Source organism: Streptomyces sp. NPDC001663, from assembly GCF_042893105.1.
In the GTDB taxonomy this organism is placed as follows: Bacteria; Actinomycetota; Actinomycetes; order Streptomycetales; family Streptomycetaceae; genus Streptomyces.
On sequence record NZ_JBIAUR010000014.1, the window covers coordinates 165,265 to 189,443 of the forward strand.

Annotated in this window: 21 protein-coding genes; 9 read left to right on the top strand and 12 right to left on the bottom strand. The window is 70.4% G+C overall.

The window, feature by feature from the left end:
* The first annotated feature begins 29 nt into the window (after nucleotides 1-29).
* The 4 genes from ACFY1L_RS38410 to ACFY1L_RS38425 are packed head-to-tail and all read left to right on the top strand — an operon-like array spanning nucleotide 30 to nucleotide 4,918.
* Nucleotides 30-968 (top strand): fumarylacetoacetate hydrolase family protein, encoded by a 939-nt coding sequence (locus tag ACFY1L_RS38410; protein WP_388835208.1) that lies wholly within the window; start codon nucleotides 30-32, stop codon nucleotides 966-968.
* 19 nt (nucleotides 969-987) lie between these two features.
* Complete coding sequence (locus ACFY1L_RS38415) at nucleotides 988-2,592, top strand: bifunctional 3-(3-hydroxy-phenyl)propionate/3-hydroxycinnamic acid hydroxylase (RefSeq protein ID WP_388835211.1); 1,605 nt, start codon at nucleotides 988-990, stop codon at nucleotides 2,590-2,592.
* Complete coding sequence (locus ACFY1L_RS38420) at nucleotides 2,589-4,571, top strand: acetoacetate--CoA ligase (protein WP_388835214.1); 1,983 nt, start codon at nucleotides 2,589-2,591, stop codon at nucleotides 4,569-4,571. Before ACFY1L_RS38415 ends, ACFY1L_RS38420 begins: the two co-directional genes overlap by 4 nt.
* Nucleotides 4,568-4,918 (top strand): DoxX family protein, encoded by a 351-nt coding sequence (locus tag ACFY1L_RS38425; protein WP_388835217.1) that lies wholly within the window; start codon nucleotides 4,568-4,570, stop codon nucleotides 4,916-4,918. Before ACFY1L_RS38420 ends, ACFY1L_RS38425 begins: the two co-directional genes overlap by 4 nt.
* A gap of 66 nt (nucleotides 4,919-4,984) precedes the next feature.
* Here ACFY1L_RS38425 and ACFY1L_RS38430 read toward each other — a convergent pair whose 3' ends face one another.
* The 8 genes from ACFY1L_RS38430 to ACFY1L_RS38465 all read right to left on the bottom strand — a co-directional run bounded on the left by ACFY1L_RS38430 (nucleotide 4,985) and on the right by ACFY1L_RS38465 (nucleotide 14,307).
* Nucleotides 4,985-5,395 (bottom strand): roadblock/LC7 domain-containing protein, encoded by a 411-nt coding sequence (locus ACFY1L_RS38430; protein ID WP_388835220.1) that lies wholly within the window; start codon nucleotides 5,393-5,395, stop codon nucleotides 4,985-4,987.
* Nucleotides 5,392-7,503: a nitrate- and nitrite sensing domain-containing protein gene (locus ACFY1L_RS38435; protein WP_388835223.1), complete on the bottom strand. Its 2,112-nt coding sequence runs from the start codon at nucleotides 7,501-7,503 to the stop codon at nucleotides 5,392-5,394. The genes ACFY1L_RS38430 and ACFY1L_RS38435 overlap by 4 nt, the downstream gene beginning before the upstream one ends.
* A 260-nt stretch (nucleotides 7,504-7,763) precedes the next feature.
* Nucleotides 7,764-8,879, bottom strand: a complete 1,116-nt coding sequence (locus ACFY1L_RS38440; RefSeq protein ID WP_388835226.1) for an acyl-CoA dehydrogenase family protein — start codon at nucleotides 8,877-8,879, stop codon at nucleotides 7,764-7,766.
* A gap of 103 nt (nucleotides 8,880-8,982) precedes the next feature.
* Nucleotides 8,983-10,695, bottom strand: a complete 1,713-nt coding sequence (locus tag ACFY1L_RS38445) for a phosphoenolpyruvate--protein phosphotransferase (protein ID WP_388835229.1) — start codon at nucleotides 10,693-10,695, stop codon at nucleotides 8,983-8,985.
* Entirely contained in the window at nucleotides 10,692-11,318 is a 627-nt protein-coding gene (gene dhaL / locus ACFY1L_RS38450) for a dihydroxyacetone kinase subunit DhaL (RefSeq protein ID WP_388835232.1), read from the bottom strand. The genes ACFY1L_RS38445 and dhaL overlap by 4 nt, the downstream gene beginning before the upstream one ends.
* Nucleotides 11,319-11,459: 141 nt before the next feature.
* A complete protein-coding gene (gene dhaK / locus ACFY1L_RS38455) occupies nucleotides 11,460-12,458 on the bottom strand; it encodes a dihydroxyacetone kinase subunit DhaK (RefSeq protein ID WP_388835235.1) in 999 nt (332 codons plus the stop codon).
* The gene (locus ACFY1L_RS38460) at nucleotides 12,455-13,231 is read right to left on the bottom strand and encodes an MIP/aquaporin family protein (protein WP_388835238.1); all 777 of its coding nucleotides are present in this window, start codon (nucleotides 13,229-13,231) and stop codon (nucleotides 12,455-12,457) included. The genes dhaK and ACFY1L_RS38460 overlap by 4 nt, the downstream gene beginning before the upstream one ends.
* A gap of 299 nt (nucleotides 13,232-13,530) precedes the next feature.
* Nucleotides 13,531-14,307: an IclR family transcriptional regulator gene (locus ACFY1L_RS38465; RefSeq protein ID WP_388835241.1), complete on the bottom strand. Its 777-nt coding sequence runs from the start codon at nucleotides 14,305-14,307 to the stop codon at nucleotides 13,531-13,533.
* Nucleotides 14,308-14,368: 61 nt separating this feature from the next.
* On the opposite strand from ACFY1L_RS38465, the gene dhaM reads away from it, so the two are divergent.
* Both dhaM and ACFY1L_RS38475 read left to right on the top strand, forming a co-directional pair.
* Complete coding sequence (gene dhaM, locus ACFY1L_RS38470; protein WP_388835244.1) at nucleotides 14,369-14,761, top strand: dihydroxyacetone kinase phosphoryl donor subunit DhaM; 393 nt, start codon at nucleotides 14,369-14,371, stop codon at nucleotides 14,759-14,761.
* On the top strand, nucleotides 14,745-15,035 hold the full coding sequence (locus tag ACFY1L_RS38475; RefSeq protein WP_388835247.1) for an HPr family phosphocarrier protein: 291 nt from the start codon (nucleotides 14,745-14,747) through the stop codon (nucleotides 15,033-15,035). Before dhaM ends, ACFY1L_RS38475 begins: the two co-directional genes overlap by 17 nt.
* Before the next feature lie 192 nt (nucleotides 15,036-15,227).
* On the opposite strand, the gene ACFY1L_RS38480 is transcribed toward ACFY1L_RS38475, so the two are convergent.
* Nucleotides 15,228-16,475, bottom strand: coding sequence for an MFS transporter (locus ACFY1L_RS38480; RefSeq protein ID WP_388835250.1), 1,248 nt, complete (start codon nucleotides 16,473-16,475; stop codon nucleotides 15,228-15,230).
* Between the two features lie 380 nt (nucleotides 16,476-16,855).
* Between ACFY1L_RS38480 and ACFY1L_RS38485 the strand changes: the two genes are divergently transcribed.
* A complete protein-coding gene (locus ACFY1L_RS38485) occupies nucleotides 16,856-17,143 on the top strand; it encodes a metal-sensitive transcriptional regulator (RefSeq protein WP_388835604.1) in 288 nt (95 codons plus the stop codon).
* 78 nt (nucleotides 17,144-17,221) lie between these two features.
* On the opposite strand, the gene ACFY1L_RS38490 is transcribed toward ACFY1L_RS38485, so the two are convergent.
* On the bottom strand, nucleotides 17,222-19,393 hold the full coding sequence (locus ACFY1L_RS38490; protein WP_388835253.1) for an MMPL family transporter: 2,172 nt from the start codon (nucleotides 19,391-19,393) through the stop codon (nucleotides 17,222-17,224).
* 155 nt (nucleotides 19,394-19,548) lie between these two features.
* Here ACFY1L_RS38490 and ACFY1L_RS38495 point away from each other — a divergent pair, with 155 nt between their 5' ends.
* Nucleotides 19,549-19,947, top strand: coding sequence for a DUF302 domain-containing protein (locus ACFY1L_RS38495; RefSeq protein WP_388835255.1), 399 nt, complete (start codon nucleotides 19,549-19,551; stop codon nucleotides 19,945-19,947).
* A gap of 79 nt (nucleotides 19,948-20,026) precedes the next feature.
* Here ACFY1L_RS38495 and ACFY1L_RS38500 read toward each other — a convergent pair whose 3' ends face one another.
* Entirely contained in the window at nucleotides 20,027-20,203 is a 177-nt protein-coding gene (locus tag ACFY1L_RS38500; protein WP_388835258.1) for a hypothetical protein, read from the bottom strand.
* An 83-nt stretch (nucleotides 20,204-20,286) separates the two neighbouring features.
* Entirely contained in the window at nucleotides 20,287-20,859 is a 573-nt protein-coding gene (locus ACFY1L_RS38505) for a dihydrofolate reductase family protein (protein ID WP_388835261.1), read from the bottom strand.
* 310 nt (nucleotides 20,860-21,169) lie between these two features.
* Between ACFY1L_RS38505 and ACFY1L_RS38510 the strand changes: the two genes are divergently transcribed.
* Nucleotides 21,170-24,082, top strand: coding sequence for a glycosyl hydrolase 115 family protein (locus ACFY1L_RS38510; RefSeq protein WP_388835264.1), 2,913 nt, complete (start codon nucleotides 21,170-21,172; stop codon nucleotides 24,080-24,082).
* Nucleotides 24,083-24,179: the final 97 nt, after the last annotated feature.

Below are 24,179 nucleotides of genomic sequence, written 5' to 3' on the forward strand. Positions count from 1 at the left end.
TCGCCCGACTCCCTTACGAAGGCACTGACATGAGCACCAACGTCCTGCGCACCGCCGACGGCTGGTGGGTCGTCCTCGGCGACCGCGCCGTCCCCGTCGACACGAAGGCCGTCACCACTGCCGAACTCCTCGCCGACCGGGCCGCCGTACGAGAGGCGGCGCTTTCGGGTGAGGCGGGCACGCCGGTCGCCGACCTGGTCGCCCTCTCCCCGGTCACCACCCCGTGCCGGGTGGTCGCCCAGATGGTCAACTACCGCAGCCACGCCCGCGATTCGGGCTTCACCGGCGACATCCCACCCGCGTTCTTCCGCAAGGCGTCCGGCTCGGTCAGCGGCCCCGGTGAGGCCATCGTGCGTCCGTCGCACGTGAAATTCCTCGACTACGAGGTCGAGCTCGGCCTTGTCATGGGGGCGCCGCTGCCGGTGGGCACCGTGGTCGAGGAGCGGGATCTGCCCTCGTACGTCGCCGGGCTCGTCGTCACCAACGACGTCAGCGCCCGCGACGTACAGCTGACCAAGACCCAGTTCTACGAGAGCAAGTCGTACCCCACCTTCACGCCCACCGGGCCCCACCTCGCCCTGCTGGAGCCGGACGACTTCGCCCATCTCCTCGATCTGCGGCTGAAGTTGAGCGTCAACGGCGACCTGCGTCAGGACCGCACCCTGGCCGACATGATCGTCCGTCCGGCGCAGGCGCTGACCCTGCTGGCCCGCTTCCAGACGCTCGAGCCGGGTGACCTGCTGCTGACCGGGACCCCCGGCGGCACGGCTCTGAAGGCGCCGCCCAAGGCAGTCGAGAAGATCGGCTCGCTGCTGCCGCCCGCCGCGAAGTGGAAGGCGTTCTTCAAGAGCCAGGCGAAGAACCCGCACTACCTGCACGCGGGCGACCTCGTGACCGCCACCATCGCCACGCCGGACGGGCGCATCGACCTCGGCGAACAGCGCACCTCCGTGACCGACGCGAACTGATACCCGAAGCGAGCCGCACATGACCGTCGAGCACAACTCGACAGACGTACCCGTGGTGATCGTCGGAGCCGGACCCGTGGGCGTGACCGCCGCCCTCCTGCTCGCCCGGCGCGGCGTGAGGAGCGTCCTCCTCGAACGCCACCACGATGTCTACCCCCTCCCGCGCGCCGTCGCCACCGACGACGAGGTCTGCCGCATCCTCCAAACCTCCGGTGTCGCCGAGGAGTTCGCCGCGATCTCCCGCCCGGCACGTGGGCTGCGGCTCCTGGACGCCCGCCACCGGGTGATGGCCGAGTTCCCGCGTGCCGTCCAGGGGGCGCACGGTTTCCCGCAGACCAGCATGTTCGACCAGCCCGAGCTGGAGCGGGTGCTGCGCGAGGCGCTGGACCGCACACCGGAGTGCGACCTGCGCGGCGGCGTGGAGGTCACGTGCGTCGAGCAGGACGACGACGGTCCGGCCCGGGTGACCTACCGCGACCGCGAGCGCGAACACGTACTGCGGGCGGACGCCGTGCTCGGCTGCGACGGCGCCAACGGCCTGACCCGCGAGGCCATCGGCGCGGTATGGGAGGACCTGCACTTCGAGGAGCGCTGGACGGTCATCGACGTCCGGACCAAGGCGCATGTGCGCTGCTGGGAGGGCGTCGAGCAGATCTGCGACCCGCATCGGCCGGCCACCTTCATGCGCGTCGGCGAGGATCGCTACCGCTGGGAGTTCCGGCTGCCCGACGATGCGGAACCGGACCACGAGCGGCTGCGCGAGCTGCTCGCTCCGTGGCTGGACCTCGCGTCCGGCGCCGACTTCGAGGTGCTACGGCAGGCGCAGTACACCTTCCGGGCCCGGATCGCCGACCGCTGGCGCCGGGGGCGTGTCTTCGTCCTCGGCGACGCGGCTCATCTCACCCCGCCGTTCATCGGGCAGGGGCTGTGCGCGGGTCTGCGGGACGCCTACAACCTGACCTGGAAGCTCGCCCGTGTCCTCCAACAGGGCGCCGACGAGCGGCTGTTGGACACGTACGAGGGCGAACGCAAACCCCACGCCCGGCATGTCATCCGGCTCGCGGTCGCCATGGGCTGGGCCATGACCGGCGGCCAGGACGGTGCTGCCGCCCTGCGCCGCGGCGCCCTGGGCGCGGCCGTCCGCATCCCCGGCCTGACCGCGGCAGTCGGCCGTGACCTCAGCCCGGCGCTGACCGCCGGACCGCTCGTACGACGCCGCTTCCGCCTCGGCCGACGCGATCTGGTGGGCCGCCACTGTCCGCAGCCGTGGGTCGTCGTCGACGGCCGGCGCGCCCGCCTCGACGACCTGCTCGGCGACTCCTTCGCCGTGCTGACCGCCGCGCCACTCTCCCCCTCGGCGCAGACGGTCGTCGACGGTCTCGGCGCCCGGACCGTCTCCGTGACCGGCCTCGGCGACGACGGCAGCCTTGCCGAATGGCTGCACGAGGCGCGGGCCGACGCCGTGCTGCTGCGGCCGGACCGCATCGTGATGGACGTCGTCCCGTCCGGCGGCCGCGACTTCACCGGTACGGCCGCCTGGGCGTCCCTACTGCACACCACCCGAGCCCCTCTCCGGTCCCAACGAACCGCCCCGCAAAGCCTGTTGAGGAGTACGACGCGATGAGCACGCCATCCCCGGCGCCCTTCTTCACGCCCGACCCGGAGACGACGGACACCAGCCGCATCGCCGAGTTCGCCCGGCGCCAGGGCATCGACGCGGGTGACTACGCCGCCCTGCATCGCTGGTCGGTCACCGACCTGGAGGGCTTCTGGGCTGCGGTGTGGGAGTACTTCGACATCGACGCGGACACCCCGTACGAGAGCGTGCTGGCCGAGGAGACCATGCCCGGCGCCCGCTGGTTCACCGGCGCCACCCTCAACTACGCGCACCACGCCCTGCGCAACCTCGCCGACGAGGACGTGGCGATCGTCGCCCTCGACGAGACCGGCTCCGGGTACGAGGTGACCGGGCAGCGGCTGCGCGCCCAAGTCGCCTCCGTCGCCGCCACCTTGCGCGACCTGGGCGTCAGCAAGGGCGACCGGGTCGTCGGCTATCTGCCCAACACCCCGCATGCGATCGTCGTGTTCCTGGCCGCCGCGAGCCTTGGTGCGGTGTGGTCGGTGTGCGGGCAGGACTACGCCCCCAATGCGGCTGCCGACCGGTTCGCCCAGCTGGAGCCCACCGTACTGATCGCAGCCGACGGCTACCTCTTCAACGGCACCACGCACGACCGCCGCGACGCCGCGCTCGAACTGGCCCGCGCCCTGCCGACGTTGAAGGCGGCGGTGCTGGTGGATCATGTGGGCCTGCCCTGGCCGTCGCGGGCGTACCCGTCGCTGGTGGTGCCCTGGGAGGACGCCTCCACCCGTACGGAAGAACTCGCCTGTACGCCCGTGCCGTTCGACCATCCGCTGTGGGTCGTGTTCTCCTCCGGCACCACCGGTCTGCCCAAGGGCATCGTGCACGGCCACGGCGGCGTCGTACTGGAGCACCTCAAGACGCTGAGCCTGCACTCGGACCTCGGCCCCGGCGACCGCCTCCTCTGGTACACCACCACGCACTGGATGATGTGGAACCTGGTCGTCTCGACCCTGCTGACCGGCGCGACCACGTGCACATACGACGGCAGCCCGGCCCCGTTCGCCCGCCCCGACGTCCTGTGGGAGCTGGCGGCCCGCCACCGTGTCACCGTCTTCGGCACCAGCCCCCAATACCTGCTGGGCATGGCCAAGTTCGGCATCGACCCGTCCGTGCACGACCTGTCGGCGATCCGCGTGGTCGGCTGCACCGGCTCCGCACTGCCGGCCTCCGCCTACCCCTGGGTGCGCGACCACGTCGGCGCCGACGTACTGCTCGCCTCCATCAGCGGCGGCACCGACATCGTCTCCGGCTTCGCGGGCAGCGCGCCCAACACCCCTGTCTGGGCGGGCGAGTTGTCGGCGCCTCACCTGGGCGTGGCGCTGTCCGCGTACGACGCCGAGGGGTTCCCGGTGGTGGACCGGGTCGGTGAGCTGGTGGTCACCCGTCCGATGCCGTCGATGCCGCTGTCGTTCTGGAACGACCCCGACGGCGCCCGCTACCGCGACGCCTACTTCTCGGCGTACGAGGGTGTGTGGCGGCACGGCGACTGGATCACGGTGACCTCGCACGGCTCGGTGATCGTGCACGGCCGCTCCGACTCCACGCTCAACCGCAACGGCGTGCGGTTGGGCAGCGCCGACATCCACGATGTCGTCGAGCGGCTCCCGGAGATCGCGGAGGCGCTGGTCATCGGCGCGGAGGAGCCGGACGGCGGTTACTGGATGCCGCTGTTCGTGGTCCCGGCGGCCGGGGTGGTGCTGGACGAGGCGCTGCGGGAGAAGATCAAGGGGGTGATCCGCACTGGCGCCTCGCCTCGGCACGTGCCCGACGAGATCCTCGAAGTGCCGGGCATCCCGCACACCCGCACCGGCAAGAAGCTCGAGGTCCCGGTCAAGCGCCTGCTGCAGGGCGCGCCCGTCGAGCAGGTCGTCAACCCGGCCGCCGTGGACGCGCCCGAACTCATCGACTACTACGCCCACTTGGGAGCGGACCGCCGCGGTCGCAGGAGCGCCGAGGGATGAGAACGGCACAGATCATCACCGCCGTTGTGCCGGCCCTGGTCTTTGTGCCGCTGGGCGTGGCGAAGATCGCCGCCGTACCGGTCATGCGGCGGACGGCAGCTCATCTCGGCATGTCGCCGGGCCTGTACCGGGTCGTCGGCACGCTGGAGGTCGTCGGGGCCGCCGGGCTGTTGGCGGGCCTGGCCTGGCTGCCGCTCGGCGCGGCGGCCGCGGCCGGGCTGACCGTGCTGATGGCCGCGGCCGCCGTGGTGCACCTGCGCCACGGCGACCCGCCGGCCCGGGCCGTACCCGCCGCCGTGCTCGCCCTGGTGGCGGTGGCGTACATCGGGCTGTCGATCGCCGCCTGACCTCGGCCTCTCGGCACCCCAAGGCCACGCCGCCGCATACAACGGTCCAGCACGCCAACGTTCGACTCACGCAGGCATGGACTGAAGTTCGCGCACCAGCTGCGGCGTGAGCAGTTCCCCGCAGCGGTCGGCGAGGACGGCCATCTCGTAGCCGACCAGACCCACGTCGCAGCCCTCAGTGGCGAGGACGCCGAGGCAGCTTCCGTCGCGAATGCGGCCGACCATGAGGAAGCCGCCGAGCATTTCGATCATGACGAGCTTCATGCCGCGGAAGCCGTGTGCCGTGGCCGCGTTCTGGGCGAGGCTGGTGATGCCGGAGACGACGGCGGCGAGGTGGTCGGCGCGATCCCGGCCGAGGGTGTCCGAGGCGGCCATGAGCAGGCCGTCGGAGGAGACGGCGACGGCGTCGGTGACACCGTCGGCGGTGCGGACGAACTCCGAGATGAGCCAGCCGAAACTCTGGACGGCGGTGGTCACGATGACGCTCCTTGAGTGGTCCGGGCCTCGCCACGGGCGACACCCGCTCGGAAGCCGTTGAGCAGGGCGGAGACAGCGGGTTTGGCGGGCGGCGCTGGGGTGTTGGGGTCCTCGGCGGGGGCGAGCAGGCGTCCGGGGAGGGCCAGGAGTGCCGACAGCCCGCCGCCGGTGGTGTCGAAGAGGTGGACCTGGGTGCCCTCGCCGAGACGGTGCGCGAGCCGGCCGACGACGAGGTGGCCGAGGAACCGTGTGGGCGTGGCGAGGAGGGCCTCCTCGCCGGAGTCGGAGAGGCGGGCGTTGGCGCGTTGCTTGTCGGCCTCGGACATGCCGACGCCGTGGTCGACGACGGCGAAGGAGTAGGTGTCGTCCTCGGCGTCGTACCAGCCGTGCACCTCGACCGGTTCGGTCGGCGGCGAGAAGTTCAGCCCGTTCTCGATGAGTTCGGCGAGCAGGTGGGCGACGTCGGCGACGGCGTGCCCGCGCACCCGTACCGGCTCGACGGTCGCGATCAGGACCCGCCGGTACTGCTCCACTTCGGCGACGGCGGACTGGACGACTTCCAGGGCGCCGGCGGGTGCGACCGTAGGCCGCGGCGGATTCTGCCCGGCCAGTACGAGCAGGCTTTCGGCATTGCGCCGCATCCGGGTGGCGAGGTGGTCGAGTTCGAAGAGTTCGCCGAGGGCGTCCGGGTCGAGTTCCTGCCGCTCCAGGCGCGTGATCAGGCCGAGCTGACGTCGTACGAGGTTCTGGTTGCGGCGGCCGAGGTTGGCGAGCGACTCGGTGGTGTTGCGGCGCAGGCCGGCCTGCTGGGCGGCCAGGTGGACGGCGGTTCGTTCCACCTCGTGCAGGGAGTCCGCGACTGCGGTGATCTCCGCCGCGCCGCCCAGCAGGCGTGCGTCAGGGGTGTCCGGCGTGGACTCCGGCGGGAGGGGCTCCACCTGGTCCTGCGGGGATTGCTGGATACGGGCGACGGTCGCGGGCAGCCGGTGAGTCGCCACGTCGTGGGCGGCCTCGGCGAGTGTGCGGAGCGGGCGGGTGAGGGAGCGGGAGGCGAAGGCGGCCAGGCCTGCGACGAGCACGGCGATGAGGGTTCCCGCGCCGAGATAGGCGAAGAGGCCCAGCTCGGCATCGTGGCTGAGCCGGTCGGCCCGATGCCGTACGTCGTCGCCGACCGACTGCTGGACGGCGTACAGATCATCGACGAGTACGGTCATCACGTCCCACCAGGTGCCGGCGTCGGCCCGCAGCGCGGAGCCGTCGGCAGCGCCTTCCGCCTGGTTCTCGTAGGCGGTGGCGCGTCGGGCGTCCGCGGTTGCGAAGGCCTTGTTCAGGGCCGCGCGCTGGGGTGCGGTGGCGACCTGCCGGAAGCGGGCGAGGGCGGCGACGCGCTCGGCGCGCACCTCGGTGAAGTCGATGTACGCGTGGCCGTGGAAGGCGCCCTTCGCGAACACGCCGTTGAGGAGGCCGCGTTCGAGGGCCACGGACTCCGTGGCCGCGGCCAGTTCCCGCAACGCGGCCAGCCCGTCGGAGAGTTGGGCGTCCGCGCCCGTCGCGGTCTCCGCCACCGGGTCTACGGTGTTCAGGGCGCCGATGGCGGTGGTGTAGAAGGTGAGGGTCGCCGCCTGGTCGGCGGTGCCCTTGTCGGCGGCGGTACGGACGGCGGCAAGGCGCCGCAGGTCCCGCTGGACGACGCCCTCGACCGCGCTTTCGCTGCGCAGTCCGCTCAGCGCCGTGTCAACGCGCTTGCGCGTGGTGGTGAGCGGTGGGCGGAAGTCCTTCTCGCCGCCCAACAGGCCGTTCGTCAGGCCGCGTTCGCGTTGCAGCTGGTGGACCAGGGCCTGGATGCGCAGGCTGAGGCCGACCTCGGCACGGGTCGTCCGGGCATCGCCGAGGGCCTCGGCCCTGCCGTGCACGGCGACACCGGCCACCGCCAGCAGCAGGCAGATGGGAACCGTGATGACCACCGCCACCCGGCCCCGGATGCTGCCCCAGCCGGGCACCGGCCGACGACCGGCAGTCGTCGGGTCGCGGTGCCGGCTCCCCGGCCTGCCCTTGCCGATTGCGCCAAGCCTGCCGAGCAGCGGCCGTAACGGCGTCCACACCCTCATGCCACGACGCTAGTCCGATCGCCGGAGCCGGCGGTTTCCGACCTGTTAGACCGCGTGTGACATTCAGTTGCGCCGCTCTCACACCGCAGGCCAGGAGGCTGTGACGCGGATGAAAAACGGATGGACGGCGCTCGGGCCCGCCCCCGTTGAGCGTGCGCGGTGGCACACGAAGGCCGCCGATGACGCCAACGCGTCAACGCCGCGCACAGCCCACAGTCGGAGGCGTGTCAGGCAGGCGTGGAACGAGCACGAAGGTGCGGCTACGGGTAGCCGGGGAAGGGCTGCACTCCGGTGAGGACGGCGCCCGCGCCGTCGTAGATGTCCTCCTGGAGGAAGGCGTGCTGCGGGACCACGGAGGCGTCCCGCAAATAGCGCTGCAAGGGGCCGGCCTCCGCGATGGCGGGGATGCCGGCGAGCCGGTACGCGGACCGGACGACGTCGAATGAGGTCCCGGCGAGGTGGGCGGCGGCCAGTCGCAGCAGGCTGGCCTGGTGCGCAGTGGCCCGATCGCCGCCCTCCACCGCCTCCCACACCTCCTGCGTGGTCTCGTAGAAGAAGGCGCGCGCGGACCGGAGTTGGGCCTCGGCCCGGCCCAGGCCGATGCGGAACGTCGCCCGGTCGGCGGCCTTGGGTCCACCGGTGAAGCCGGAGTGCCCGCCCTGGGCGATGACATGGTCGAGTGCGGCGCGGGCGACGCCGAGGCCGACGACCGCCAGCACCTGTGCGGCGTAGGCGACGGCCGGATAGCGGTACAGCGGCTCGTCGACGGTGGGCTCGCCACCGCGGACGAAGGTCCACTCCTCTGGTACGACCACGCCGTCGACGACGAGGTCGTGGCTGCCGGTGCCGCGCAGGCCGACGACGTCCCAGTTCTCGACGATCTCGACCTGCTCGGGCCGCAGTACGGCGGTGAGCGGCCGCCCGGCCTTGTCCTCGCCGGCCTTGATGCCGACGCCGAGGACATCCGCTCCCTTGCAGCCGCTGGCGAACTTCCAACGGCCGGAGACCCGGTAGCCGTTCGCGACCCGCTCGGCGGGCTGGACGGGGAACAGTCCCCCGGCGAAGGCGACGTCGGGGCCGTCGGAGTACAGCTCGGCCTGCGTCTCGAGCGGCAGTGCGGCCAGGTAGATCAGCGACGAGCCGAAGCTGGCGACCCAGCCCGCGGAACCGTCGACCTCGGATATCCGCTCGATCCGCCGCAGGAATTCGGCCGGCGCCAGTGGCTCGCCACCGAAGCGTCGCGGCGCACTGGCCCGGTACAGGCCCGCCTTCTTGAACTCGGCGACGACCTCGCGCGGCACGTGCCGCTTTTCGTCGAACTCGTCCCGCCGGTCGGCCACCAGGGCCAATACACGTTCAAGTGCCGTCTGGGCCATGGGAGTTGTCCTCTGAGATGCCGGTCGCTCTTCGATAGTTTCCGTCATCGGACAGGGAACGTGTGAAGTACCCGGAGCGTCAAACGAGCGTCACGGCTGACGGCTACTTCCCTTCATCTTGCTGCGGGCCAAGGCCGGGTCCTTCGCGATTGAGCTGCTGGACGAGTTGCCATACGTCTTCGGGAGTTTGCAGGGCAAGGGCGGCAGCTGCCGTGGAAGCGCAGGCGTCGTGGCGGAGCCGACGGACACGGGAGCGGACTTCGTCGAGGGCGGCGGGTGCGACGGAGAGGCTGTCGCAGCCGAGGCCGATGAGGAGGGGGGTGACAAGTGGATGAGCGGCAGCGTCACCGCAGACGGAGACCTGGCGGTGGTGGCGGTGTGCGGCGGTGACCACCTGGGAGATGGCGTCGAGCACGTCGGGGTGTGCGGCCATGGCAGGGGTGGCGGCGGGGTCGCGCCGGTCCAGCCCCAGGATCTGACAGGTCAGGTCGTTGCTGCCGATGGAGAGGAAGGCAGCTTCGCGGGCAAGGTCGTCAGCCGCTGCCACGGCCTCGGGGAGCTCGACCATGATGCCCAGCGGAGGTTCCGGGACCCCGAGTTCCGCGGCCGCGGACTGCAGAAGCGCACGGCAGGAACGGAGTTCGTCGACGCTCGCGACCATGGGGATCATGATGCGCAGGTCGGTTTCCGCTCCGACGCCGAGCAGGCTGCGGAACTGATCGGCGAAAGCATCCGGTTGGGCCAGCATGAGAGGCAGCCCGCGGCCAATACGCCCGTCCGCACGGCCTGTTGAGAGGAACGGCGGCAGCTTGTCGTCGGCGAAGTCCAGGGTGCGCACCGTGACGACCTGTCCCGCAAGGGCGCGCAGGACGGGAATGAGCGCAGCCGCATGGTGGTCGCGGGTTGGCCAGGCACGATGGTTGAGGAAGGGCAACTCGGTGCGGAGCAGGCCGACGCCGTCGGCGCCCGCGGTCAGCGTTGCGCGGGCGTCGGCCGGGGTGGCGACATTGGCCCGCAGAACGACAGGGCGGTGGTCGAGCGTCTCGGCGGGCAGGTGGCGTTCCCCGGCGAGCGCGAGGCGGCGGGTGCGGGCGGCTTGCATTGCGTGGAGCGCGGTGTGGCGTTCGTCGTCGTCGGGATGGACGACCGCGGACGCCCGATCGGTGTCGAGGAGGATCTCCTGTCCGTCCGGTTCGTCGAGCAGGGCGGGGTCGACGGAGAGCAGGAGAGGTATGCCCTGGGAGCGGGCGACGATGGCGGCGTGGGAGTTGGGTCCGCCGGTGACGGATATGGCGGCGGCCACGGTGCGGCCGGGTTCGAGCAGGTCTGCCGCGCCGATTTCATGGGCGACCAGGACCAGGGGCCGGTCAGGTGCGGGGCCCGTGTCACCGTGCAGCCAGGCCAGGACGCGGCGGCCGACCTGCCGGACATCGGCGGCGCGTTCGGCCAGCGTCGGGTCGTCCAGGGCGGCGATGATTCCGGCATACGTGTCGACGGCCTGCCGGACGGCGACGGGCACCGGCTGCCCTTGGCGAGTGCGCTTGATCGCCTGTTCGCGTAGATCGGGGTCCTGCGCGATGTAGCCGTTGACCTCCATGATGTCGGCCTGTTCGTCCTTGCCCTGCTCGCGCAGCGAGGCGGACAGGTCGAGGAGGTTGGTGGCGACGGCGTCGAAGGCGTCGGTGATCTGCTGGGCGGGATCGCCGCTGGTGCGATGGGGAAGCAGGGCGGCGGTCGGTGGGCGGTCGGTGCGATGGAGGAAGCCCAGGGCTGTGCCGGATGCGGCTGTATGCCCGGTGTAGGCCTGGCGGGTCACCGGGCCTCCACCGTCTCCGCGAGGGCGCGGAAGATCAGGGCGGTGGAGGTGGCGCCGGGGTCCTGATGGCCGATGCTGCGGGCACCGAGGTAGGAGGCCCGGCCCTTGCGTGCCTGCAGGGGGGTGGTCGCGCGCATGCCCTCCTCGGCAGCATCCGCCGCGGCCCCGGCCGCGGCGGCGAAGTCCCCACCGGAGTCGACCTGCGACTGGAAGGCGGCCACCGCGGGGCCGTAGGCATCGACCATGGTCTTGTCACCGGGCTCTGCCGCGCCGAGCTTCTGGACGCTTTCGAGGCCGGCGGCGAGGGCGGCGGCGAACTGCTGCGTGTCGGCCGTCGGCGCCTCCAGCGCCTTGCCGATGGCGCGGAACGCGCTGCCGTACAGCGGACCGGACGCGCCTCCGACGCTGGAGATGAGGGTGGTGCCCGCCTTGACCAGCACGGCCCCGACGGTGTCCGGCTCCGATCCGGCAAGGGCCTTGGCCGCGGCGGAGAAGCCGCGGTGCATGTTGATGCCGTGGTCGGCGTCGCCGATGGCCGAGTCGAGCTGGGTGAGATGGTCCTTGTGCTGGTCCACAGCGACGGCGATGGCCTGCACCCACGTGCGGGCGAGGTCGGTGTCCACGGTGTCTCCGTTCGTGGTTGGTGCGTGGGTGTTTGCGGTGGGGCGATCCGGGGGCGGGGGCTGATCCGGCAGCGTGGCCCGGCCGGAGGGGTTGTCTCCGGCCAGGACCCCGCTGTCGCGCAGCCCCGCCCCCGGCTCGGTTCAGACGCCCCAGCGCAGTGCGGGGGTGTTCACGGGTGCGTCCCACAGGGACAGCATGTCGGCGTCGGCCTTGCACACGGTGATGGAAACGCCCGCCATGTCCAGGCTGGTCACATAGTTCCCGACGAGGCTGCGGGCGACAACCACTCCCCTGTCCGCGAGGGCGGCTGCTACCTCCTTGAAGACCACGTACAGCTCGATGAGGGGTGTGCCACCCAGGCCGTTGACCATGACGACGGTCTCGTCCCCGGCAGCCGACGGCTGGTCGGCAAGGATCGCCTCCAGGGCGGTGGCCACGATCTCCTTGGCCGGGCGGAGCTTCTCCCTGCGGCGGCCGGGTTCGCCGTGAATGCCGACGCCGACCTCCATCTCGTCCTCGGGCAGGTCGAAGCCCGGCTTGCCCGAGGCGGGAGTTGTGCAGGCGGTCAGTGCCACGGCGAAGGACCGGGAGGCGGCGTTGACCCGCTTGCCCATCTCGGCGACGGTGGCGAGGTCGGCGCCCTGCTCGGCGAGGGCGCCGGCGATCTTCTCGACGAAGACGGTCGCTCCGGTGCCGCGGCGACCGGCGGTGAAGCTGGAGTCCTGGACGGCGACATCGTCGTCGACCAGAACGGTCTCCACCGTGAGGCCCTCCTCACCGGCGAGTTCGGCGGCCATCTGGAAGTTGAGTACGTCGCCGGTGTAGTTCTTCACGATGAACAGCACGCCGGCGCCGCCGTCCACGGCCTGGGCAGCAGCCAGCATCTGGCCCGGGACGGGAGAGGTGAACACCTCGCCGGGACAAGCGGCGTCCAGCATGCCGAGCCCCACGAAACCCCCGTGCAGAGGCTCGTGCCCGGAGCCGCCGCCGGAGACAAGGGCGACCTTGCCCGGCCTGGTGCCGCCCGCGCGGGCGATCACCTTGTTCTCCGCGTCGACCGTCAATTCCTGGTGGGCGGCGGCGATCCCGGCCAGGGCGTCGTCCAGCACCGCCTCGGGCGCATTGATGAGCTTCTTCACGACAGGACTCCTTGGGCGGTGGCGGGCTCAACATCCCGGTTCTCGGCTGGAGTTGCGGTGGTCGCCTTGCGGTGGGTGTTGAGAGCGACGTAGAGCACGCCGGCAGCAACGGCTCCGACCACCTCGGCGGCAAGGTAGACGGGCAGCTGATCCCAGTGGACCGTTCCGCCGAACAGCTCTCCAGTGATCATCGGGCCGAGCGTCCTGGCAGGATTGATGGACGCCGAGGTGGCGGGCGCCACCGGAATGATGATCGCGAACACGCCAAGGCCTATGGCCAGGCCCGCGAAACCGCCGGCCGCGCGCCGGTCGATGGCCCCGAAGACGATGAAGGCGAGGATGAACGTGCCGACCGCCTCGGCGAAGAAGGCCTGCCCGGCACCAACACCGGTGCCGTAGGCGGCGATTCCGAGGCCTACGTCGACAGCCTTCTTGCCCAGCACTCCGACGATCGCGAGAGCACCCAGCACCGCCCCGGCCACCTGGGCGGCGACATAGCCGGGGACGTCCCGCCAGGGCATCTTCTTCGTGGCCGCCAACGCCAGCGTGATGGCCGGGTTGATCTGGCAGCCGGAGACATGGCCGATCGCATAGACCATGGCGATCACTGCGGTGGCGAAGGCCAGCGAGATCATGCCCAGCTGCGCCATGGTGAACGGTGCGTCGCCGCCGACGATGAGTGTTGCGGGGACCGAACCGACGCCGATGAACACCAGCACCGCGGTGCCCAGCATTTCGGCGAGAAGCTTCTGTGGGTAGGTGTTTTCTTCCATGGACGGCGCCCAGTGCCGGGCTACGGCTCGGGGCGCTCACCTCCTCCGCGTTGAGCAGGCTATGAGGGTGGCCGCCAGGTGGTCGGGGTCGGGCATCCCGGCGGCCGGCCCAGGGGAACCGGACAGCTCAGCGCTTCCGGCGAGGTGTTCATCATTGATGAACGTTGTTCCGGAAATTAAGCCCACGTTTCGCACCTGTCAAGAGCTTCGGCGACAACCGGGTCCCGGACACGCGAAAGGCCCCCCGGCAGCGTGCCGAGGGGCCGGGCAGGGTACCGGAGGGCGGACGCAGCCGCCTCTCAGGTACCCGTGGTCCGGGCGCCCCCGCGAGGGGCACCCAAGTCGCGGGAGAGGTTACGGGCGGTCTCGCGGACCACGACGGCAAGCTCCTGACGTGCCGGTTCGGCCAGCAGACGCTCGACGGGACCGACGATGCCGATGGCGCCGACCACCTCGCCGGATCGGTCGAAGACAGGGGATGCGATACCTGCGTCCCCGATGGCGGACTCCTGGTCCTCGACCGCGTAGCCCGTCCGGAGAATCTCCTTCAACTGCCCGGCCAGCTCCTGCGGATCGGTGATGCTGGCGCCGGTCAGCACGGCCGGCTCGCCCGCGAGCAGCCGCTCGCGCTCGGATGCCGGGATGCAGGCCACGATGGCCTTGCCCAGGGCACAGGTGCTCCACGGAATGCTGGCACCCACCTCGAGGATCTGCACGGCGCCCTCGGGCCGGAAGGCGTGGTGCACCACCAGGATGTGGTCGCCGGTGAGCACAGCCACCCATACCGCCTCGTTCGCCCGCGTGGCGAGCTGGTCCGCCCAGGTCAGCGAGCGGGTCCGCAGCTCCTGGGTGTCCAGGTAGGCGTTGCCCAGCTGCACCAGATCCGGGCCGAGCTGGTACTTCGAGCTGTCACGGTCCTGCACCACCAGCCCCTCGCCCTCCAGTGTGCGCAGCAGCGCATGCACGGTCGGTTTGGCCACGCCCAGGCGGTCGGCCAGCTCGGTCACACCCAGCCGAGGACCGGTGGACGCGAGCTCCCGCAAGATCTGCACCGCACGCTGCACCGCCTGCACCATCGAAAATTTCTCCTCGATTCAGTATTGATGAACAGCGTTCCGAGATTTAACGTACCTGTTCATGAGTAACTCTGTCGGCATCGTACTCGTGTCCCACAGCGCTGAGCTCGCCGCGGGCCTTCGCCTGCTGGTGGAGCAGATCGGCTCCGACACGGTCCCCCTCGCCATCGCCGGAGGAACCGACGACGGCCGGATCGGCACCAGCTACGACCGCGTCCTGAGCGCGATCCGCCACGCCGACCGCGGAGCCGGCGTCGTCGTCCTCCCCGACCTCGGCAGCGCCGTCCTGACCGCCCGCACCGTCCTGGAAGACCACCCCAGCCCCGACGTGCTGATCATCGACGCACCTTTCGTCGAAGGAGCCGTCGCAGCCGCCGTCACCGCCGCATCCGGCGCCGACCTGAAGACCGTAGCCGACGCCGCCAAGGAGGCCCGCAATGTCCCCAAGCTCTGACGCCGCCACGACGAACTCGGCCATTCACGAGAAGGTCGTCATCCTGCCCGCCAACCTGCACGCCCGCCCCGCGGGCCAACTCGCCCGCGCCGCAGCGGGATTCGCCAGCGCCATACAACTGGAGCACACCGGCCGCACCGTCAACCCGACCGGCGTCCTCGCCGTGATGGGACTGGGCGCCACAGTCGGCACCACTGTGACCGTCCGCGCCGAGGGCCCCGACGCAGAGCAGGCCGTCACGGCCTTGGCCGACATCCTCGCCAACGCCGAGTAGCCCTGCCGGTGCCACCGAGCCGCCACTTCCCCTTCCGGGCAAAAGCAAGTTGAGGTGGCACGGAAGTTGAAAAGCATCCTGCCCACCGACCGCGGCGCCAGCCTCTGACGCCGTGTCCTCGGACAGCACGGCCATCCCGGAATCGCTCGCGCCGCGCGGCGCCGCCGTCGTCACCTTCGGACCACTACCGAGTCATGCCCGGGTGGCCCCCCGGAAAGCCGCCGTCCGCCGGAGAAGGGGCAGCAGCCCGATCGCCACGACCACCGAGGCGAGGCCGAGGCTGCTCATCGCGGTGGTGCGGAGGCCGGTGGCGGACACCAGGGCCATCAGAACGAACGGGCAGAGGAACTGTCCGAGGAAGAACGACGCGGTCCACAGGCCGGTGCCGCGACCTCGGTTGGCGTACTCCAGCTTGGACATCGCCCAGGTGACCAGTGAGGGCAACAGAAAGCCGGTGCCGATGCAGTTCAGGAAGGTGCCGAGGATCAGGACCGCCACGCTGTGGGCGAGGCCGATCACCACGAACCCCGCTCCGCACAGGGCGAAGATCGCGGGCAGCCTGCGCTCCGGCCTGCCGATCATGGAGGCGAAGATGACAGACCCGCAGACCGTGCCCGCGCTGGCGATCGCCGTGACCATGCCGATGAGGCCGCTGGACTCTATGCCCAGGCCGTTCATCAGGTACGCCGTCTCCACCGGGACCGCATAGAACACGATGCCGCCGAACACCGAGAGCAGGCAGATGCCCGCCAGCCGGAGGGCCGGGGCCGGGCGCCGCGCCACGTCGGGCTCCTCGTACGCGGCAGCGTGCGATCCGGACCTGGGCAGGAACGCGGCCATCGCGGGGGCGAGGAGCAGCCCGACGGCATAGAGCCTGAACGGGGCATGCCAGTCCGAGGCACCCATGGCGCCGCCGAGGATGATGAAGGCGGTGGCGGAGACGGTGGCACACACCGACTGCACGGCCAGGTACCGGTCGCGCACCCGGCCCCTGTAATGGTCGCCGATCAGTGTGGTGCAGGCGGTCATGACGAACGCCTCCGTGCCACCGAGCAGGGCCCGGCTGGCCACGACGGCACGAAGCGAGTCCAGCCACAGCGGGGCGGTGCCGAAGAGCGCGTACAGAAGGGTCGCGCCCACCAACAGGCGTTTGCGCCCGAAGCGGTCGATCATGAGACCCGCGAGGGGAGCGAGCAGGGCGAGCGCGAGCGCGGGGACCGTGAGGATCATCGGCACCAGCGCGTCCGCGTCGGGAGCCGCACCGAACTTCCCCTGCAGCTTCGGAAGCATCGGAGCGAGCAGCACCGCGCCGAGGACCGTCAGACAACTGCCGGCCATCAGGAGCGTCACGCGCACATGGCCCCCGGCTTCGGGCGCGGGCTCGTTGCTGTGCACGAGGAGATCGTCGGCGGGTACGGGCGGCGGAGCGAAACCGGGCATGCAGGGTCTCCACGAAGGCGGTCACCAGGGCGCGCAGTGGGGTACCGCCGTGGCCGTGCCGTAAGGGGTGGCATCAGGACTTGCATGACTATGGGTCAGAATGAGTCCCACGCCTACCCTTTGACTCATTCGACTCCTGGATCACGGACATCCACCGGGTGGATGCCCTGGCGCCTGTCGAGTGGATGTCGACGTCCTTCGTCTCCGGGTGCATGCGATCAGGACCCGGCTCAGGACGTACGCCGCGGCCGGCAGCCCGGCGATGCTCCAGGGCGAGCCCGTCCGGTCCAGCAGCGGGGCGGCCAGCGGCAGGGCCAGTGCCCTTCGGCACCTGGCCGAGGTTGGTATATTACCCCTAGGGGTATTTCTGAGGAGTGATGGTGGATCTGGAACTCGCGGGTGCGGAGCTGAAGTCCGTGCTGAACCGGCTGCGCAGGGCGCAGGGCCAGATCTCCGGTGTGATCCGGATGATCGAGGAGGGGCGGGACTGCGAGGAAGTCGTGACGCAGCTGTCCGCGGCGTCCCGCGCTCTCGACCGGGCAGGGTTCGCCATCATCGCCACGGGTCTGCAGCAGTGCCTGACGGACGTCGACGGTGACGCGAAGTCCGACGAGAGCCGCGAGCAGATGCGCGCCCGCCTGGAGAAGCTTTTCCTCTCGCTGGCCTGAGGGCGACGCCCGTAAGACCCCCCGGGGTATGTGAGAGACCGCAGCGCGATCACCCCAGGGGGTATCCCGAGCCGCGACTCAGCCGTGCGAGAACCGGATCGCGGGCAGCACCCGGCGCAGCCATCCCGGTGACCACCACGCGGCCCGACCGGTCAGACGCAGCAGCACCGGGAGCAGGACGAGCCGGATGAGGAAGGCGTCCAGGAGGACGGCGACGCCGAGCACGATGCCCATCTCCTTGGGCGGCAGTGGATCGGCGAGCGCGAAGGTGAAGAACACCGCGACCATCACCGCGGCCGCGGCGAAGACGACCCGGCCGGACTGGGCGAGGGCGCCAACGACCGCCTGCCTGGGGTCACCGGTCCGCTCGTAGTTCTCCTTGGCGGAGGAGAGCAGGAAGACCGTGTAGTCCATGGCGATGGCGAAGATCATCGCGAAGAAGAACACCGGCCCCCACCCGTCGAGGAAGCCCTGCGGTTCGAAGCCCAGCAGGTCCGACAGATGCCCCTCCTGGAAGATCAGCCTCGCGACACCGAAGGCGGCGGCGGTGGCGAGCAGATTCGTCAGTACGCCGATGGCGGCGACCAGCGGAGCCTGCAGGGCGACCAGCAGGAGGAGGAAGCCGAGGACCAGGATGACCCCGATGACGAGCGGCGCCTTGTCGTCCAGGGCCTGCTTGAGGTCGAGGTTCTCCACGGCGGCGCCGCCGACCAGCGCATCACCCGGGAGTTCCGCACGTAGCGTGTCCACGGCCTTCGCCAGCGAGGGGTCGGACGGATCGACGGACGGCACGGCCTGGATGAGGCTCCACCCGGATCCGTCGGCCGCCCGCTGGGCCGGCAGAGCGCCCGCGATGCCGTCGGCCGACTTCAGCGCATCGGCAGTCGCCGTGACGGACGCATCCGGTACGGCGATCTGCAGCATGCCCGGTGCTCCCTTGCCGAAGCTCTGCTGCACCAGGGCATAGCCCTGACGTGAACTGTCGCTCTCGGGCACGACCTTGATGGACGGCATCGCCGTCTTCAGCCCGAACACCGGCACGGCCAGGGCGCTGAGAACGGCCAGCGCGAGGGCGCCGAACCGCAGCGGCTGCCGCCACAGGCGCTCACCCCACGCGCCGAAGCGCGGCGACTCGGTCCGGTCGGTGCGGGTCCGGGGCAAGGCCAACTTGTCGACCTTCGGCCCGAGTTTGGCGAGGACCGCCGGGAGCAGCGTGAGGGTGGCGGCGAGGACGAAGACGACGGAGAGCATGATGCCGACGGCCATGGTCCGCACGGCGGGCGCGGGCACGAGCATCACCGCGGACAGGCTGACGAGCACGGTCAGCCCCGACAGCAGGACCGCCTTGCCCGCGGTGTCCATGGTCTCCTCGACGGCCCGCCGCCGGTCACCGCTGTGCGCGAGGGCGGCCCGGAAGCGGATCACCAGGAACAGGGCGTAGTCGATGCCCAGCGCGAGCGCGAACATCAGGGCGAAGTCCATCGCCCAGATGGAGATCGGAGTGACGTGGCTGATGAGGACGAGCGAGCCGACCGAGGCGGCCAGTCCCGCCATGGTGAGCAACAGCGGCAGTCCCGCGGCGACCAGCGAGCCGAACGCCACGACCAGAACCGCGAGCGTCACCGGCCAGGACAGGATCTCCGCGTGGATCATCGCCTCGAGATTGGCGGTGTTGAAGTCGCTCCACATCACCGAGGCACCGGTGGCCCGCACGGTCACGTCGTCCGTGGACAGCTTGCGCAGCGGCTCCTTGAGGTCCTCCGCGGCGCGCACCATGTCGTCGGTGTTCGCCGCGGCCCCGCCCAGCACGACGGCCGTCCTGCCGTCACGGCTGATGCTCGCGCCGGCCTGAGGTGCCACGACCTCGCCGATCCGGTCGTCGGACTTCAACTCCCTTGTGACCTCGGCGATGACGCGCTGCACGGAGGGATCACCGACCTGCCCCTCCCTGGAGGACACAACCACCTGTATCGCGGAGGAACCGGTCCCGCCGAAGTGCTTCTCGGCCAGCTCCCGGACCTTCACCGACTCCGAACCGTTGCTCTGCCACCCCGCACCGGACAGCACCGAGGTCACCTGCGGCGCGAACGCACCCAGGACGCCGACGACCACCAGCCAGCCGATGAGTACGTGCCTGAAGCGCCCGGCGGTCCAGGCCCCGAGCCGCCCCAGCGGCCCGGCCGGACCCGGCGGCGAGGGATCCTCGGCGCCCCCGGCGTCGGGTGCGTCGGTGGTGGTGGCTGTGGACATGCTTCCTCCTCGGCATTTATACCCCAGGGGGTATCTGAGAGGTTCGGAGCATACCTCATACCCCAGGGGGTATCCGAGACGAGGACTGAATACCCCTGGGGGTATTATCGTTACTGCGCCAAGGACCGACACCACACCCCGAAGGGATCCGCACAATGCGCTACGACCGCACCGTTCACGTCACCGCCGACTTCGCCACCACCGTCACAGCGGTACGTGAGGCCTTCGCCGAGCAGGGGTTCGGCATCCTCACCGAGATCGACGTCGCCGCCACGCTCAAGGCCAAGCTCGGTCACGACATGGAGGACTACGTGATCCTCGGCGCCTGCAACCCGCCCCTGGCCCACCGGGCGCTCGACATCGACCGCGCCATCGGGCTGCTCCTGCCCTGCAACGTCGTCGTACGCGCCGAGGTCGACGGCACTACGGTGCAGGCCCTCGACCCGGGCACGATGACCGCCCTCACCGGACTCGAAGCACTGCGCCCGGTGGCCGAGGAGGCGGCGCACCGACTCGACGCGGCCCTGAACGCGCTCGCGCAGCCCGTTGAGTGAGGCATCCAGCGTGGCTATGCACGCAGGTGGCGACTCAGGTCGCCCACCAAGTGAATGCGAATCCGACGCTCCAAGAGGATCACCGTGTCGCGCAGCATCCTCTCGACGGCTTCACGGCCGCTGACAGGCCCCCGCTTCCGATGAACACGGCGTCGGAGAACGGCACGCCGACACCGGCGAAGTCGCCGTCGTCGACCAACTCGGCATACCTGGCTAGCAAGTTCGTCACGGCGGACGTGTCCCCGGCTGCGTCCATGACAGTTGAGGGTACGAGGCCGCCGCGCCGCCCGCCGTGACTCCGTCATACGGAACTGCCGCGCCGCCCCGCGGGCAGCGAGCTCAGCGACGGACGCGGTAGCGGATGTGGGTCGCCTCCGGAGCGTCGATCACTCGGAGGATCTCCAACTCGATCTGCGACGGAAGGACGTCGAACAGCCGGCGGCCGCCACCGAGCAGCACCGGAATCTGGTGGATCTGAATCTCGTCCAGCACCCCGGCCTCGAGCGCCCGTTGCGCTGTGTACGCGCCGCGCACCTGTACGTCCTTCTCCCCCGCGGCGGCCTTGGCTTGCGCCATGGCGCTCTCGATGCCGTCCAGCACGTACGTCACCAACGGATAACCCCAACGCGCAGCCGGGCCGGGTGGACGGTGGCTGGGCACGAAGATCGGCAGACCCCCGTGATCACCACCCCAGTGGTCCATGAGCTCTGCCGTGCGCCGCCCCACGAGCACCGCACCGGCCGCAGTCCATTCGTCCTGGAACTGGACGGCCACCCCGGACAGGCCCCCCGACTCACCATCGGCGTCGGCCCACTTGTGCAGCCGCTCGCCGTCGTCTCCGCCGAGGAAGTCGTCGGGGTCGGCGATGTACCCGTCCAGTGACACCGACATGTCGAGCACTGATGTGGACACTCTGGCCTCCTGTGATCTCGATCCGGACTGTTGTCGATGTTCTGTAGACCCGGTCCGACGGCGCTACTCATCGGCCAGGCCGGCAACGGCCCGGCTCAGCTCCGACAAGCCCCCCTCCTGGATCCCGTCACCACTGTGGACGTCCACCCATCCCTGACCTAAGGTGCCACGGCAAGCGCTTTCTAGCATGACCATGCCAGCCCACCTCGACATACTTTGTCCGGCGGAAGGGAAGCGTCTCGTGCCCCACAGCGCCTCACACGAACCCGGCTCGTCGCCTCAGTGGTCCCGCAAGGCGTTCCTTCGGGGAATGGCCGCCGTCGGGGTGGCCCCGCTGCTCCCCGTCGCGCTTCCCACGAACGTCCACACCACCGCCGGGCCCGGCTTACCTCTGGTGCAGGACGGCACCGCAGCCCCCGTGTTCGTGGACCCGGCAGACGACTCCGCCGTCATCCGCGCCGCCGGCGACCTCCAGGCCGACGTCGAACGGGTCAGCGGCGTACGGCCGTTACTCCTGCACGCGCTCCCCGACCGGGCCACCGCCCTGGTCCTGGTCGGCACCCTCGGCGCCAGCCCGGTCATCGACCGGCTCGTCGCCCAGGGGCGGCTCGACGTCTCGCGGGTGCGGGGGCGCCGGGAAGCCTCGGTCACCCAGGTGGTGGACCGGCCGGTGCCCGGTGTCGACCGGGCCCTGGTGATCGCGGGCAGCGACCGGCGCGGAACGGTCTACGGCGTCTACGACACCTCGGAGCGCATCGGGGTGTCGCCCTGGCACTGGTGGGCCGACGTACCCGTCGAGCACCACGACACCGTCACCGTGCCCGCGGGACCCGTCAAGCGGTACGAGCCCTCCGTCCGCTACCGGGGCGTCTTCCTCAACGACGAGCAGAATCTGACCACTTGGTCGCACCGCACCCAGGAACCGGACAAGAACATCGGCCCCGAGACCTACCGGCGCATCTTCGAACTGCTGCTCCGCCTGAAGGCCAACTACCTCTGGCCGGCCATGCATCCGTACTCCGACTTCTTCAACAAGTACCGCGAGAACCCCGAACTCGCCGAGCGTTACGGCATAGTCGTCGGCTCCAGCCACCCCGAGGCCCTGCTGCGCAACGGCGTGCACGAGTGGGACCCCTGGGCACAGGAGCATCGCAACGCCGACGGCAGCCTGCCCGTGTACGACTACACGGTGAACCCCAGCGTCATCTCCGACTACTGGAGAGCACGGGCCCGCGAGAACGCCGCGTACGAGAGCAGTTGGACGCTCGGCATGCGAGGGCTGCACGACAGCGCGCTGGAGACGAAGAACGCCACCACGATCCCGGAGAAGGTCGTGGTGATGAACAACATCATCGCCGACCAGCGCCGCATCCTCACCGAAGAGGTCGGCGCCGTCGTCGAGCCGCAGATCTTCATCCCGTACAAGGAGGTCCTGGACCTGTACAACGCGGGTGTCCAGGTCCCCGACGACGTCACGCTGATCTGGCCGGACGACAACCACGGCAACATGCGCCAGCTGCCGAACGACGACGAGCGCGCCCGCTCCGGCGGCAACGGGATCTACTACCACCTCTCCTACTGGGGCCGCCCCCGAAGCTATCTGTGGCTGGACACCACCCAACTGGCCAAGGTCTGGCAGGAGTTGCGGCGGGTGCACGAGCACGGAGTCGACCGGATGTGGATCTTCAACGTCGGCGATCTCAAGTCGATCGAGAACGGGCTGTCCTTCTGTATGGACATGGCCTGGGACGTGGACCGGTGGAGCGCCGACGACGCCGGGAGCGGCTTCATGGCCGAATGGGCGGGTCGGCAGTTCGGGCAGCGCCACGGCCAGGAGATCGCCGCGATCCGCAGCGAGTACTACCGCCTCGCGGCGGAGCGGCGCCCGGAGTTCATCGACCGCGACATCTTCTCCGTGATCCACCACGGGGACGAGGCGGGGCGCCGGATGGGCGCCTACGACCGGTTGTTGCAGCGCACGCAGGCCGTGGGGGCCCGACTTCCCGACGCCTACCGGGATGCATTCTACGAGCTGGTCGAATACCCAGTGCACGGCGCGTACTTGATGAACCTGAAGTACTACTGGGCCGACCGTAATGCGCTCGCTGCCCGTCAGGGCCGCGGGGCGGGGACCAACCGTTTCGCGGACCTCGCTGAGGCCGCCCACGCCGACGAGCAGGCGCTCACCGCGCGGTACAACACCGAGGTGGCCGACGGGAAATGGGACGGGTACATCAATCCCTACCCCTCCCAGATACCGAAGGCTCCCGGCCGCCCGAGCGTCACCAGGGTCACACGGCAGGACACCTCCGGACTGGGCGTGGCCGCCGAAGGGAACGAGACCGGAGCGGAACGGCCGCTGGTCTTCTCCTCCTGCATGCGCGACCGCCGTTTCCTGGATGTCTTCAACACCGGTTTCCTGGCGGTGACTTGGGCTGCGGAGGCCAGTCATCCGTGGGTGCGGCTGAGTTCGGCAGGCGGGTCGATCACCGAGCAGGTCCGGGTGTGGGTCGAGGTCGACTGGGAGCGGGTGCCCGAGGGGACGTACGACGCCACGGTCGTCGTCAGCGGTGCCGATCGGCGGGTCGAGGTGCCCTTGCGGGTGGTCAACGACGGGGAGCGGGCGAGTCGGCGGGCCCGTGGGTTCGTCGAGGCGGGCGGGTACGTCTCGATCGACGCCCGCCATGCCGACCGACGGGTGGCGCGCGGCGGCTCGCGCTGGCGAACCGTGCGCGGGCTCGGCCGTCGTGGCGGAGCCATGGAGGCGGTGCCCTCGACCGCGGCACCGATCACCGAGAACATCGCCGCCGGCGCACCGGAGTTGAGCTACCTGGTGCGTTTCACCAGCACCGGAGACTTTCCCGTCACCGTCTTCCGGCTGCCCTCGCTCGACGAGCGCGGACGTCGTCGGCTGGCCGTTGCACTGGACGATCAGCCGGTCACCGTTCTGACGGGGCAGGCCGTCGCGACCGGCAACCGCGGAGACGCCTGGGCCCGCAACGTGGAGGAGGGCGTCGAGAAGCTGACCGCCACGGTGACCGTCTCCACGCCCGGCGAGCACGTCCTGCGGCTGTTCATGGTCGACCCGGCCATCGCCGTCGACCAGATCGTCATCGACACCGGCGGCCTGCCTGCCACGTATCTCGCGCCGCCGGAGAGCTACCACCCGGTGTTCAACCCGGACCCCGCCCACGCTGTGGGTCTGGACGCCCCCGCCCGGTAGCCGAGTTCCGGCCAAGATCGATCTTCTGTCAGCTTGCTGACCGGAAGTTGTCAGGTTCGTGGGCTTGCATGGCGACGGCTCCCTTCACCCGGTCTTG

Excerpts from the sequence above, each read along its gene's own strand:
- ACFY1L_RS38415 (WP_388835211.1), top strand. The coding sequence starts at position 988 with ATGACCGTCGAGCACAACTCGACAGACGTACCCGTGGTGATCGTCGGA.
- ACFY1L_RS38495 (WP_388835255.1), top strand. The coding sequence starts at position 19,549 with ATGCGCTACGACCGCACCGTTCACGTCACCGCCGACTTCGCCACCACC.
- ACFY1L_RS38500 (WP_388835258.1), bottom strand. The coding sequence starts at position 20,203 with ATGGACGCAGCCGGGGACACGTCCGCCGTGACGAACTTGCTAGCCAGG.
- ACFY1L_RS38440 (WP_388835226.1), bottom strand. The coding sequence starts at position 8,879 with ATGGCCCAGACGGCACTTGAACGTGTATTGGCCCTGGTGGCCGACCGG.
- ACFY1L_RS38510 (WP_388835264.1), top strand. The coding sequence starts at position 21,170 with ATGGCCGCCGTCGGGGTGGCCCCGCTGCTCCCCGTCGCGCTTCCCACG.
- dhaM (WP_388835244.1), top strand. The coding sequence starts at position 14,369 with ATGAGTAACTCTGTCGGCATCGTACTCGTGTCCCACAGCGCTGAGCTC.
- ACFY1L_RS38490 (WP_388835253.1), bottom strand. The coding sequence starts at position 19,393 with ATGTCCACAGCCACCACCACCGACGCACCCGACGCCGGGGGCGCCGAG.
- ACFY1L_RS38425 (WP_388835217.1), top strand. The coding sequence starts at position 4,568 with ATGAGAACGGCACAGATCATCACCGCCGTTGTGCCGGCCCTGGTCTTT.
- ACFY1L_RS38420 (WP_388835214.1), top strand. The coding sequence starts at position 2,589 with ATGAGCACGCCATCCCCGGCGCCCTTCTTCACGCCCGACCCGGAGACG.
- ACFY1L_RS38410 (WP_388835208.1), top strand. The coding sequence starts at position 30 with ATGAGCACCAACGTCCTGCGCACCGCCGACGGCTGGTGGGTCGTCCTC.
- ACFY1L_RS38460 (WP_388835238.1), bottom strand. The coding sequence starts at position 13,231 with ATGGAAGAAAACACCTACCCACAGAAGCTTCTCGCCGAAATGCTGGGC.
- ACFY1L_RS38475 (WP_388835247.1), top strand. The coding sequence starts at position 14,745 with ATGTCCCCAAGCTCTGACGCCGCCACGACGAACTCGGCCATTCACGAG.
- ACFY1L_RS38465 (WP_388835241.1), bottom strand. The coding sequence starts at position 14,307 with ATGGTGCAGGCGGTGCAGCGTGCGGTGCAGATCTTGCGGGAGCTCGCG.
- ACFY1L_RS38480 (WP_388835250.1), bottom strand. The coding sequence starts at position 16,475 with ATGCCCGGTTTCGCTCCGCCGCCCGTACCCGCCGACGATCTCCTCGTG.
- ACFY1L_RS38435 (WP_388835223.1), bottom strand. The coding sequence starts at position 7,503 with ATGAGGGTGTGGACGCCGTTACGGCCGCTGCTCGGCAGGCTTGGCGCA.